This window comes from Aeromicrobium sp. NPDC092404 (genome assembly GCF_040684095.1).
Lineage (GTDB): Bacteria > Actinomycetota > Actinomycetes > Propionibacteriales > Nocardioidaceae > Aeromicrobium.
The window spans coordinates 572327-584446 of the sequence record NZ_JBFBFI010000002.1; the positions used below are offsets into that span (position 1 = coordinate 572327).

At 68.6% G+C, this 12120-nt stretch carries 14 protein-coding genes; 10 read left to right on the plus strand and 4 right to left on the minus strand.

What is annotated here, in order from left to right; all coding sequences use genetic code 11:
- Positions 1–26 precede the first annotated feature (26 nt).
- Complete coding sequence (locus AB0N22_RS13275) at positions 27–395, minus strand: DUF4180 domain-containing protein (protein WP_364640853.1); 369 nt, start codon at positions 393–395, stop codon at positions 27–29.
- A 44-nt stretch (positions 396–439) separates the two neighbouring features.
- Between AB0N22_RS13275 and AB0N22_RS13280 the strand changes: the two genes are divergently transcribed.
- Positions 440–1345 (plus strand): 1,4-dihydroxy-2-naphthoyl-CoA synthase, encoded by a 906-nt coding sequence (locus AB0N22_RS13280; RefSeq protein WP_364640856.1) that lies wholly within the window; start codon positions 440–442, stop codon positions 1343–1345.
- On the opposite strand, the gene AB0N22_RS13285 is transcribed toward AB0N22_RS13280, so the two are convergent.
- On the minus strand, positions 1339–2799 hold the full coding sequence (locus AB0N22_RS13285; RefSeq protein WP_364640859.1) for a hypothetical protein: 1461 nt from the start codon (positions 2797–2799) through the stop codon (positions 1339–1341). The two genes, AB0N22_RS13280 and AB0N22_RS13285, sit on opposite strands and share 7 nt — an antisense overlap.
- 83 nt (positions 2800–2882) lie before the next feature.
- Here AB0N22_RS13285 and AB0N22_RS13290 point away from each other — a divergent pair, with 83 nt between their 5' ends.
- From AB0N22_RS13290 to pntB, 3 genes are all read left to right on the plus strand, one after another.
- Complete coding sequence (locus AB0N22_RS13290) at positions 2883–3548, plus strand: hypothetical protein (RefSeq protein WP_364640862.1); 666 nt, start codon at positions 2883–2885, stop codon at positions 3546–3548.
- Between the two features lie 73 nt (positions 3549–3621).
- Positions 3622–5199, plus strand: coding sequence for a Re/Si-specific NAD(P)(+) transhydrogenase subunit alpha (locus AB0N22_RS13295; RefSeq protein WP_364640865.1), 1578 nt, complete (start codon positions 3622–3624; stop codon positions 5197–5199).
- A 6-nt stretch (positions 5200–5205) separates the two neighbouring features.
- Positions 5206–6594, plus strand: coding sequence for a Re/Si-specific NAD(P)(+) transhydrogenase subunit beta (pntB, locus tag AB0N22_RS13300; RefSeq protein ID WP_364640868.1), 1389 nt, complete (start codon positions 5206–5208; stop codon positions 6592–6594).
- A gap of 202 nt (positions 6595–6796) precedes the next feature.
- Here pntB and upp read toward each other — a convergent pair whose 3' ends face one another.
- Positions 6797–7438 carry a uracil phosphoribosyltransferase gene (gene upp / locus AB0N22_RS13305; protein ID WP_364640871.1) on the minus strand — a complete coding sequence of 214 codons (642 nt, stop codon included), beginning with the start codon at positions 7436–7438 and terminating at the stop codon, positions 6797–6799.
- Positions 7439–7510: 72 nt separating this feature from the next.
- On the opposite strand from upp, the gene AB0N22_RS13310 reads away from it, so the two are divergent.
- The 6 genes from AB0N22_RS13310 to AB0N22_RS13335 all read left to right on the plus strand — a co-directional run bounded on the left by AB0N22_RS13310 (position 7511) and on the right by AB0N22_RS13335 (position 11942).
- On the plus strand, positions 7511–7978 hold the full coding sequence (locus tag AB0N22_RS13310) for a tRNA adenosine deaminase-associated protein (RefSeq protein ID WP_364640873.1): 468 nt from the start codon (positions 7511–7513) through the stop codon (positions 7976–7978).
- A 14-nt stretch (positions 7979–7992) separates the two neighbouring features.
- A complete protein-coding gene (gene tadA / locus AB0N22_RS13315) occupies positions 7993–8430 on the plus strand; it encodes a tRNA adenosine(34) deaminase TadA (protein ID WP_364642751.1) in 438 nt (145 codons plus the stop codon).
- Positions 8427–9506, plus strand: a complete 1080-nt coding sequence (locus AB0N22_RS13320) for a GNAT family N-acetyltransferase (protein WP_364640876.1) — start codon at positions 8427–8429, stop codon at positions 9504–9506. The genes tadA and AB0N22_RS13320 overlap by 4 nt, the downstream gene beginning before the upstream one ends.
- Positions 9507–9570: 64 nt before the next feature.
- Positions 9571–10143 carry an AAA family ATPase gene (locus AB0N22_RS13325; RefSeq protein ID WP_364640879.1) on the plus strand — a complete coding sequence of 191 codons (573 nt, stop codon included), beginning with the start codon at positions 9571–9573 and terminating at the stop codon, positions 10141–10143.
- 75 nt (positions 10144–10218) lie between these two features.
- Positions 10219–11343 carry an LLM class flavin-dependent oxidoreductase gene (locus AB0N22_RS13330; RefSeq protein ID WP_364642754.1) on the plus strand — a complete coding sequence of 375 codons (1125 nt, stop codon included), beginning with the start codon at positions 10219–10221 and terminating at the stop codon, positions 11341–11343.
- Positions 11340–11942: an FMN reductase gene (locus tag AB0N22_RS13335; protein WP_364640882.1), complete on the plus strand. Its 603-nt coding sequence runs from the start codon at positions 11340–11342 to the stop codon at positions 11940–11942. The genes AB0N22_RS13330 and AB0N22_RS13335 overlap by 4 nt, the downstream gene beginning before the upstream one ends.
- Positions 11943–11951: 9 nt before the next feature.
- Here the strand turns inward: AB0N22_RS13335 and AB0N22_RS13340 are convergent, their stop codons facing one another.
- On the minus strand, positions 11952–12089 hold the full coding sequence (locus AB0N22_RS13340; protein WP_364640884.1) for a hypothetical protein: 138 nt from the start codon (positions 12087–12089) through the stop codon (positions 11952–11954).
- Positions 12090–12120: the final 31 nt, after the last annotated feature.

Consider the following 12120-nt stretch of genomic DNA (forward strand, 5'->3'; position numbering starts at 1 on the left):
CCATGGCCGATGTCACATGCGGGAGGTCAGGGCTGGAGGCGCTCGGCCAGTGCGTCGAGGGTCGGGACGAACCACAGCTGGCGGCCACGATTGGACTCGGTGACCCATGCCCGGAGCGAGGTGCTCTCGGCCACGCGGCTCTCGATGTCGCCGACGATCGCGAGCCGCAGGCGATAGTTCACGAACTTCTGCGTGACCTCGCCCGCCATACCGGTCTTGAGCTCGAAGAAGTCGTCGGTGAGCCTCGCCGCCGGCATGGCCACCATCTCGGCCGGTCCCCACGCGGCATCGCCGACGACCTCGGTCGCGGCCTCGATGGTGTCGAGCGGCGGGCCGTCCTGCGGCATGACCAGGACGGGCGTGCCATGGACCGTGGTGAGCTCGTTCTCGGACATGCCACGACGATATCGAGGCGAGGTCGCGCGATACCCTCGCCGTCATGACCGTCTCCGAGCTCTTCGACTCCTCCGCCTGGCGAGAGGTCCCCGGCTTCGAGGAGCTCGAGGACATCACCTATCACCGCGCGGCAGACCACGGCACGGTACGGATCGCGTTCGACCGTCCCGAGGTGCGCAACGCGTTCCGGCCCGGGACCGTCGACGAGCTGCTGCGCGTCCTCGAGCACGCGCGCCAGTCGTCCGACGTCGGGTGTGTGCTGCTGACCGGCAACGGGCCGTCGCCCAAGGACGGTGGATGGGCGTTCTGCTCCGGCGGTGACCAGCGCATCCGCGGCAAGGCGGGCTACCAGTACGCAGAGGGTGACTCGGCCGAGTCGGTCGACAAGGCCAAGCTCGCTCGGCTGCACATCCTCGAGGTGCAGCGGCTGATCCGCTTCATGCCCAAGATCGTGATCGCGGTGGTCCCGGGCTGGGCCGCCGGCGGTGGGCACAGCCTGCACGTCGTCGCGGACCTGACGCTGGCGTCGGCCGAGCACGCGAGGTTCAAGCAGACCGATGCCGACGTCGGTTCGTTCGACGGTGGCTACGGCTCGGCGTACCTCGCCCGCCAGGTCGGCCAGAAGTTCGCGCGCGAGATCTTCCTCCTGGGCGACGAGTACTCCGCCGCCGATGCGCACCGCATGGGCATGGTCAACAAGGTCGTCCCGCACGCCGAGCTCGAGGCCGAGGCGCTCGAGTGGGGTCGCAAGATCAACGCCAAGTCACCGACGGCCCAGCGGATGCTGAAGTACTCCTTCAACCTCATCGACGACGGCCTCGTCGGACAGCAGGTCCTGCTCGGCGAGACCACGCGCCTGGCGTACATGACGGACGAGGCGCAGGAGGGCCGCGACGCCTTCCTCGAGAAGCGCGACCCGGACTTCACGCCGTACCCCTGGTACTACTGACCTCGGCAGTCGGCGGCCAAGCCCTGGACCCGCTTGACCAAGGCCGGGTCGTTGGCGCCGAACTCCGGGTCGTTGAGGTCGTCGATCGAGAACTCGTTGATCACGCGGTTCGAGAAGCACCGCGCGGACTTGGGCGTGGCACCGGCCTTGATGACGCTGACCCCCAGATAGCTGCGGGTGCCGACCAGCTGGATTGCATCCTCCGAGGCGTCGTTGCCCAGCTTGGCGTCCTTGCCCGGATCGCAGGACTCAAACGTGACCCGCTTGCCCTCGCTCGAGACGGTCGCTGACGAGCCGGCCTCGGCGGCGATCCAGTCCTCGAAGGCGGAGGTGAGGCGTGCGGCGCCCTTCTGCGAGCTGGCGGCGTAGGCAACGCGCGCGCACAGGACGTCCTTGCGCTTGAAGCCGAGGTAGGCGTCGCCTCGCCACGTGTCGGCGGCCTCCAGCGCATCGCGCAGCGGGATGCGCTCGGCAAGCATCAGGTACGTCACCAGCGACCCCACCTGGCCGGAGTCGAACTTCTTCTCGCCCGTGCCCGGCTTGGGGATCTTGACCTTCGTCGAGTCGATGTCGTCCAAGGCCCTGAGCGGGTCGAGCAGGATCGAGTCGTCGGGTGGCGGGTTCTCCAGCAGCTCGTCGACGCGGTCGTCGTCATCGGCGGCGATCGTCTCGGTGAGGGCCTGACCGAGGGCGTACGGAGCCCCGATCAGCGTGGTCACGACCTTCGGCACGCCCTTGAGCTCCTCCTGGGAGCCCTTCGTGTCAGCCGACTCGGCCTTGTCGAGCGCGGCCCGCTCCTTCTTGTCCAACGACGCGCGATAGAGGGTGGCGACGCGTTCCGCGTCCCCCTCGACGATCGCGCGCAGTGCGTCGCCCTCGGTGGTCGCCTTGCCGTCGGAGGCCTTCTTGGCGAGCTTCTTGGTCGAGGTGGCGATGTCGAACTTCTGGTCCTGCAACGCGTGGGTCAGCTCGTGCACCAAGGTGCCCCGCGTGGCCAGCGAGAGCTTCGTGCCGCGCACCGTGATGGTCCGGTCGTCGAACGAATAGTACGCCAGCGTGCCCGAGCCGCGCGCGTCGTCGAAGGCGTCGAAGAGGTCGACGTCGCCCGAGATCAGGCCGAAGGCCCGGAACAGGGAGGTGGTCTCCTTGATCTCCTGGCGGTCGTCCTTGTCGAGGTCCTTCTTGTCTGCCCGGACGGTCTTCTCGAACGCCTTCGCGTCGAGGAAGCGGACCTTCACCGGATGGTCGAACGACAGGCCGCGCTTGTCCTCGACGATCTCGACGTACGGCTTGATCCGCTCGTCCCACTCCTTGGGGTAGGAGTCGTTGCGGTCATCGTCTCCCTGGAGGACGAGGAACGCGCCGACGCCGGCCGCCACGAGCAGGACCACGAGGGCCAGCACGAGCACGAGCTGGGTCTTGTTGCGTCTGGGAGGAGACACCACGTCGCTCATGGGGTGACGGTACCCGCAGATGCGACTGGGCGCTGATCTGTGGAACGTCCTCCTTTGCCCGAGTCGAAGGGCATCATTGCTGGATGTCGACGCAACCGGTGGCGGGGGCACTCCGAGCGGCGGCACGTGTTCAGGTCTCGGGCGTCCTCGGCAGAAGCCGGAGGGTCATCGAGTACGACGCCAAGTACCCGGACGGTCGGGTCGAGCTCAACGTCGACGCAGACACAGTGCTGCAGGGTCGGCGGTTCCCTGACCGGGCGCGCAAGACGAGGGCCGCAGCCGACGCTGCGTGCCCCGAGACCGGCACCGGGCCGTGGGTCGAGCACGAGACCGATTGGTCGTCCGAGGAGACCGAGGCGCTGTCGGGCACCACTCCATGGAGTCATCGCAAGCCAGGTCCGGCGCGGACCACCGCACCTGATGAGCCTCCCGAGACCTTTGGTCAGGCTCTATGGAACCACCCCAGGCTCGTCCTGCTGGAGGTCGGGCGGGCGGCCTTCGAGCTGCTCTACGGATGGGAGCTGGCGCTCGACGGCGAATCTGTCCTGTTGCGCCTGCTCGGCCTCGGCCTCTTCGCCTTCGGGTTGATCCACGTCGCCTCGTACGTGCTCAAGTTCCTGCCGCGGGTCCTGGCGAGGGAGCAGTGGTCCCGGACGGTTCCTCGACAGATCGCTCGAGCAGTACTGCAGTACGCCTGGGTCGCTGCGGGGATCGGCTGGGGCATCGCGCAGTACATCTGGGACGCGTGAGCCATACCCAACCAGTGAGACGCGAGTCTCACAGGGTGGTCGAGGCGGGTTACGAACAGATAACGTTCGCCGAATGAGCGAGGGACAGCAGGAGAGCCCACCGGCGTCGGTCATCGGGGTGGTCGCCGAGTCGAGCCCGGGCGAGACCCGGGTCGCGGCGACACCGGCCACCGTACGCCAGCTGATCGATCTCGGGTACGCCGTGACGATCGAGGTGGGCGCCGGAGCAAAGGCCTCGTTCACCGACGAGGCGTACGCCGAGGCCGGCGCGACGATCGCACCCGGTGACGAGGTGTGGCGCAGCGCCATCGTGTTCAAGGTGAACGCCCCGTCCACCGACGAGATCGGCCGGCTCGCTGACGGAGCCACCCTCATCAGCATCATCAGCCCCGCGCTCAACCCCGACCTCGTCGAGGCGCTGGCGCAACGACCGATCACGGTGCTGGCGATGGACGCCGTGCCCCGCATCTCGCGCGCGCAGTCGATGGACGTGCTCAGCTCGATGGCCAACATCGCCGGCTACCGCGCCGTCGTGGAGGCGGCGCACGTCTTCGGCCGGTTCTTCACCGGCCAGATCACCGCTGCCGGCAAGGTGCCGCCGGCCAAGGTGCTCGTCGCCGGCGTCGGCGTCGCCGGTCTTGCCGCGATCGGCACCGCCAACAGCATGGGCGCGATCGTCCGAGCGACGGACCCACGCGCCGAGGTCGCCGACCAGGTCGCCTCGCTCGGTGGCGAGTACCTCGCGGTCGACGTCGAGACCGAGCAGAGCACCGACGGCTATGCCAAGGCGACCTCGGAGGACTACGACCGGCGCGCGGCCGAGATCTACTCGGAGCAGGCCGCGGACGTCGACATCATCATCACGACGGCGCTGATCCCGGGCCGCGCGGCACCCCGCCTCATCACGGCGGCGGACGTCGCGACCATGAAGGCCGGCAGCGTCATCGTCGACATGGCCGCCTCCAACGGCGGCAACGTCGAGGGCACGGTCGCCGGCGAGGCGGTCGTGACCGACAACGGCGTCACGATCATCGGCTACACCGACCTGGCCGGCCGGCTCCCGACGCAGGCGTCGCAGCTCTACGGCACCAACCTCGTCAACCTCATGAAGCTGCTCACCCCAGGCAAGGACGGCCAGCTGGTCCTCGACCTCGACGACGTCGTGCAGCGGACCGTCACGGTCGTACGCGATCGAGAGACGCTGTGGCCACCGCCACCCGTCCAGGTGTCGGCGACGCCGGCCGCAGCGCCGGTGGAGAAGGCGGAGCCGAAGCCCGCGAAGGAACCGATGTCGCAGGGTCGCAAGCTGGGCCTGATCGGGCTCGGCGTCCTCGCGTTGTTCCTCGTCAACGCGTACGCACCCGCGCCGCTGCCCGAGCACTTCACGGTGCTGACGCTGGCGATCGTGGTCGGCTACTACGTCATCGGCAAGGTGCACCATGCCCTGCACACCCCGCTGATGAGCGTGACCAACGCGATCAGCGGGATCATCGTCGTCGGGGCGATGCTGCAGGTCGGGATCGACGGCGACGCCGACAACGCCACGGTCATCCGCATCCTGGCGTTCGTCGCGATCCTGCTCGCCTCCATCAACGTCTTCGGCGGATTCGCCGTGACCCGCCGCATGCTCAGCATGTTCTCGAAGGGCTGATCCCCGATGGACTCCGTCAGCATCGCCACCGCCGCGTACATCGTCGCGGCCCTCCTGTTCATCCTGTCCCTCGCCGGGCTGTCCAAGCACGAGACCGCCTCGCAGGGCGTGCTGTTCGGCATCTCCGGCATGGTGATCGCGCTCTTCGCCACGTTCATCGTGGTCGCCGACGTGGCCGACACGACCTCGGTCGTGCTGCTGCTGATCGCGGTCGTGATCGGCGCGGCCATCGGCCTGTGGCGAGCGCGCGTGGTCGAGATGACCGGCATGCCCGAGCTCATCGCGCTGCTGCACTCGTTCGTCGGCCTCGCCGCCGTTCTGGTGGGCTGGAACGGCTACCTCGCGCACGAGTCGTTCTCGCTCCAGTCGCTGGAGGACATCCACAACGCCGAGGTGTTCATCGGGGTGTTCATCGGCGCCGTCACGTTCACCGGCTCGATCGTGGCGTTCCTGAAGCTGTCGGCGCGGATCAAGTCGAGCCCGTTGATGCTGCCGGGCAAGAACTACATCAATCTCGGGGCCCTGGCGCTGTTCGTGGCCCTGACCGCGTGGTTCGTGATCGATCCCGCCCTGTGGCTGCTGGTCGCCGTCACGGTCGTCGCCCTGGCGCTCGGCTGGCACCTGGTCGCCTCGATCGGTGGCGGTGACATGCCGGTCGTCGTGTCGATGCTCAACTCGTACTCCGGCTGGGCCGCCGCGGCATCCGGCTTCTTGCTCAACAACGACGCCCTGATCGTGACCGGCGCGCTGGTCGGGTCGTCAGGCGCCTACCTGTCGTACATCATGTGCCAGGCGATGAACCGGTCGTTCATCTCGGTCATCGCCGGCGGCTTCGGCATCGAGGCCGGGCCCGCCGACGACACCGACTACGGCGACCACCGCGAGGTCACCGCCGCGGACACCGCCGAGCTGCTCAAGAACGCCTCGAGCGTCGTGATCACTCCCGGGTACGGCATGGCGGTCGCGCAGGCGCAGTACCCCGTCGCCGACCTGGTCAAGAAGCTGCGCGAGCGCGGCGTCGAGACCCGTTTCGGCATCCATCCCGTCGCGGGCCGGCTCCCCGGCCACATGAACGTGCTGCTAGCCGAGGCCAAGGTCCCGTACGACATCGTGCTAGAGATGGACGAGATCAACGACGACTTCGACGGAACGTCGGTCGTGCTGGTGATCGGCGCGAACGACACCGTCAACCCGGCCGCGACCGAGGACCCGTCCAGCCCGATCGCCGGCATGCCGGTGCTGCGGGTGTGGGAGGCCGACGACGTCGTGGTGTTCAAGCGGTCGATGGCCGCGGGCTATGCCGGGGTGCAGAACCCGCTGTTCTTCCGTGACAACGCCCAGATGCTGTTCGGCGACGCCAAGGAGCGGGTCGAGGACATCCTCCGGGAGCTCTGAGCGCTCCGTCGTGACGCCCGTGTGCGCCATTCGTTGAACAGGACGACCCGATCCTTTGGAGGACCCGTGGACAAGTTCGAGTACGACCGGCCGGACGACAAGGAGTCGACGGGCAGCAAGGCCGTCATCTTCCTCGTCCTGGGGATCGCCGTTGTCGCGATCTTCATCTTCGGGATCTACCGCTGAGCCTTCGCGGCGAAGCTCAACCCACGACGCCGTACAGGCGGTCGCCGGCGTCGCCGAGGCCCGGGACGATGTAGCCGAGCTCGTTGAGCTTCTCGTCGAGGCCGGCCGTCACGAGGGTGACCGGCACGTCGATCGCCGCGAGCTCTGACTCCAGCCGTGCGATGCCCTCGGGTGCTGCCAGCAGGGTGATCGCCGTGATGTCGTCGGCCCCGCGGCTGACCAGGAACTCGATGGCCGCGGCCAGCGTGCCTCCGGTCGCGAGCATCGGGTCCAGGACGTAGCACTGGCGCCCCGTGAGGTCGTCGGGCAGCCGCTCGGCGTACGTCACGGCCTCGAGCGTCTCCTCGTTGCGCACCATGCCGAGGAAGCCGACCTCGGCCGTCGGCAAGAGCCGTTGCATGCCCTCGAGCATGCCGAGCCCGGCGCGCAGGATCGGCACGACGAGCGGCGGCGGGTCCGACAGGCGTACGCCCGTGGCCGGGGCGACCGGCGTCATGACGTCGACCTCCTCGACGCGCACGTCGCGGGTGGCCTCGTACGCCAGCAGCGTCACGAGCTCGTCGGCGAGGCGCCGGAACGTCGGGGAGTCGGTCCTCTCGTCGCGCAGCACCGTCAGCTTGTGCGAGATCAACGGGTGGTCGGCGACGTGTACCTGCATGTCAGCAGACTAGCGGTGCGTGGCGGACGTCTGTCACCATCGCAAGGGAGCCCGTCCGACAGGAGGTGCAGCATGGCCGAAGACGATGTCGACTTCGCCGTCGCCGCCTACCGGGACGAGGGCGAGTGGCAGGTCGTCGAGCTCAAGCCGAGCCTCGGCGAGGACATCGAGGAGCTGAGCCTCGCGCTGGCCCGGTTCCCCTCCGACGTCGGGGTCCTGGGACTGGTCTCGATGAGCGACGACTTCTTCGTGATCCTGCGCCGCTCGGGCACCGAGGTGCGCGCGATGCTGTCCGACCTGACGGCCGTGGTCGACTGGCCTCTCGCGGTGGGGGTGGCCGACCTGCTCGACCTGCCGAATCCCGGCGACGACGACGAGCCCCAGGCCGCCGGCGACCTCGAGCTGTTGAGCGATCTCGGGATGCCGGCGATGGATCTCGGCGTGCTGTGCGACGACGACGACCTCTATCCCGAGGACATCCTGCGCGATGTCGCGGACCGGCTCGGCTTCGGTGAAGAGTTCGAGGCCGTCATCGGGTGACGTACCAACACGAGATGGAGCAGGCGCTGCTCCTTGCGGAGTCCGCCCTGGCCGACGGGGACGTGCCTGTGGGGGCTGTCGTCGTCGATCCCGACGGCATCGTCATCGGCCGGGGGCGCAACACCCGGGAGCGCGACGGGGACCCGACGGGGCATGCCGAGATCGTGGCCATCCGCGAGGCGGCAGGCGTACGGGGGGAGTGGCGGCTCGAGGGCTGCACGCTCGTCGTGACGCTCGAGCCCTGCACCATGTGCGCCGGCGCGATCGTCGCCGCGCGCCTGGAGCGACTGGTGTTCGGGGCGTTCGACGACAAGGCCGGCGCGGTCGGCTCGCTGTGGGACGTGGTCCGCGACCGCCGGCTCAACCATCGCCCGGAGGTCGTGAGCGGGGTGCTCGCGTCGGAGTCGACCGCCATGCTCCAGCAGTTCTTCGCAGACCACAGGAAAGGGTGAGCGGCATCGGCTTCACGATCGAGGAGATCCAGGTCCCGGCGACGATCGGGGGACCGGGGTGGGACGTCTTCGAGGAGTACGTCACGGTCCGCAACGCCGTGGAGTCGTACGCGCTGGGGACCGACTTGCTGGAGATGCCGCTGCCCGACGTGTGGTCGGAGTATCGCGACAACCCGCACCGGGTCCGCAGGCACTTCGCGGTGTGGCAAGACGGCGTGATCATCGGCCGGGGCATCGTCACCTCGAGGCCGCAGAGCCCGGAGTCCGGCGTCCACCTGATGACCGACATCCTCCCCGAGCATCGCCGGGCAGGGCTGGGGTCGGCGCTGCTCGAGCGGGTCGAGCAGGTCGCGCTCGACACCGGCGCATCGGTGCTCAAGGTGGTCCTGCCGCACAGGGCCGCGGCGGGTGGTGAGCGAGTCGCTGCGCCGACGGGCTTCGGCGACCTGCCGGCCGACGACGACGGGGTCAGGTTCCTCTCCTCCCACGGCTACGCCCTGGAGCAGATCAGCCGCATCAGCCTGCTCGACACCGACGGCCTCGCCGACCGCATCCGGCCGCTGCGCGACGCCGCCGTGGCGGCAGCCGGCGACGCCTACCGTGTCGTCAGCTGGATCGGGGCCACCCCGGACCGCTGGGTCGGCGACCTGGCCGAGATGCGTACGCGGATGAGCACCGACGCGCCGTCCGGCGGACTGGTGACGCCGGTCGACGAGTGGGACGCCGAGCGCGTGCGCGAGAACGATGCGCGGATCGCCGAGAGCGGCCGCACGGTCCTCACCGCGGCGGTGGAGCACGTGGCGTCCGGGACCCTGGTCGGCTACTCCGAGCTCCTCGTGTCCGACGGCTTGTCCGTCGCGACGCAGGAGGACACGTTGATCCTGCGGGACCATCGCGGGCGCCGGCTGGGAACCCTGGTCAAGATCGCCACCGCGGACCTGCTCCTCGAGCACGCACCGCAGCTCGAGGCCATCGTGACGTGGAACGCCGAGGAGAACCGGCCGATGCTCGACGTCAACGAAGCCATGGGATTCCGCGCGATCGGCTACGAGGGTGCGTGGCAGAAGCGGGTGTAGCGCCGCCCCTGCGCGTGGGAATCGATGCATACGCGAAGCGAAGGATCGAGAGGGAAAGTGAACCATGGCTGATCAGCCCGGCGTCATCGTCGTCACCGGCATCATGGCCGCCGGGAAGTCGACCGTCGCCCAGGCGCTGGCCGAGCGCCTCCCGGCGAGCGTCCACCTGAGAGGCGACGTCTTCCGCCGGATGATCGTCAACGGGCGGGTCGAGATCAGCGAGGACCTGGAGGCCGCGGCAGCCGAGCAGCTACGGCTGCGGTACGACCTCGCGGTTGCGGCCGCCGCTCGCTATGTCGCCGCGGGCTTCACCGTGGTCTACCAAGATGTCATCCTCGGTCCGGTGCTGGGCGACATCGTCGCGGAACTGGCAGCCGTGGCTGACGTGCACGTGGTCGTGCTCGCGCCGTCAGTGGCGGAGGTCGCCCGGCGCGAGGCTGGACGGGCCAAGACCGGATACGGCGCCTGGACACCGGAAGCCCTCGACGCCGGGCTGCGCGACGAGACGCCGAGGGTCGGGCTGTGGGTCGACTCGTCGGACCTGACGGTCGATGAGACGGTCGAGACGATCCTGGCCCGGCTCGAGGAGGCTCGAGTCTCGAAAGTAAGCGGCGGTCCGGTCGGTGTCGAGGAATAGTCGACGTGCTAATCTAGTTGAACATTCAACAGGACCACGGACGGTCCTGGCGAAGGAGATTTTCAGATGACCAGCATGCAGTTCGGACTCTTCACGGTCGGTGACGTCACTCCCGACCCCGTGAACGGCACGATTCAGACCGAGCACGAGCGCATCAAGAACACCGTCACGATCGCCAAGAAGGCCGAGGAGATCGGCCTCGACGTGTTCGCGACCGGCGAGCACCACAACCCGCCGTTCGTGCCGTCGTCCCCGACGACCACGCTGGCGTACATCGCCGCGCAGACCGAGAAGCTGATCCTCTCGACGTCCACGACGCTGATCACGACGAACGACCCGGTCAAGATCGCCGAGGACTACGCGACGCTGCAGCACCTCGCCGACGGTCGGATGGACCTCATGCTCGGTCGTGGCAACACCGCCCCGGTCTACCCGTGGTTCGGCTACGACGGCAGCAAGGCCGTCGAGCTGACGATCGAGCACTATCAGCTCCTGCGCCGCCTGTGGGACGAGGAGGTCGTCGACTGGCAGGGCCAGTTCCGCACGCCGTTGCAGGGCTTCACCGCGACGCCGCGGCCGCTGGACGACGTGCCGCCGTTTGTGTGGCACGGCAGCATCCGTACGCCTGAGGTCGCCGAGCTCGCGGCCTACTACGGCGACGGCTACTTCGCCAACAACATCTTCTGGCCCAAGGAGCACTACATCCGGCTGATCAACTTCTACCGGCAGCGCTACCAGCACTACGGGCACGGCGAGCCCGAGCAGGCGATCGTCGGCCTCGGCGGTCAGTTCTTCATCCGCAAGAACAGCCAGGACGCGGTGAGGGAGTTTCGGCCGTACTTCGACAACGCCCCGGTCTACGGCCACGGGCCGTCGCTCGAGGACTTCACGGCGCAGACCCCGCTGACGGTGGGCAGCCCGCAGGAGTTCCTCGAGAAGACCCTGGCGTTCGCGGACTACTTCGGCGACTACCAGCGCCAGCTGTTCCTCGTCGACCACGCCGGCCTGCCGCTCAAGATCGTCCTCGAGCAGCTCGACCTGCTCGGCGAGGTGCTGCCCGACCTGCGCGCAGGGTTCGACGCGCGCCGGCCGGCGAACGTACCTGATGCCCCGACGCACGCCGCTCGCGTCGCTGCGCGGAATGCCGCGGCGGTCCCGGCGGTTGACTCTGAGGAAGCCATTGAAGAGGTGAATGCATGACGAGGATCGTCGCCATCTCGGCCGGTCTGAGCGACCCGTCGACGACGCGGATGCTCGCGGACCGGCTGGTCGAGTCCGCCGAGCGGCAGTCCGGTGACGTGTCGGTCGAGGTCGTGTCGCTGCGCGAGCTGGCGCACGACATCACGGACGCGACGCTGACCGGGTTCGCGCCGCCGCGCCTGCAGGACGCGATCGACAAGGTCGTCGCAGCCGACGGCCTGATCGCCGTGACGCCGATCTTCAAGGCGTCCTATCCCGGCCTGTTCAAGTCGTTCGTCGACGTGCTCGACGCCGACGCGCTGATCGGCAAGCCGGTGCTGCTCGCGGCAACCGGCGGCACGGCCCGCCACTCGCTCGCGATCGACCACGCGCTGCGCCCGCTGTTCGCCTACCTGCAGGCGCTGATCGTGCCGACCGGCGTCTTCGCGTCCCCGTACGACTGGGGCACGGACGGCACCAACGCGCTCGGCCAGCGCATCGACCGCGCGGCGGGCGAGCTCGTCAGCCTGCTCAAGGGTGCCGGCACCGGTCGCGGACCGTCTGACGACATCGACCTGTTCAGCGACACGTTCCTGTCGATCTCGCAGCCCCAGTCCTGACCAAGCGGGTCAGCGCGGCTTGTTGGCGCGCCTGGCTTTCGCCTTGTCGACCGCTGACTTGATCTTGGCCTGGTTCTCGGGCTTGCGAGCCTCGGTGTAGACCTTCTTGGCGATCCCGATGGCTGCAGCGCTGCGTAGAAGCTTCATGCCCAAGGCATACCCCACCGTGCCCAACGCA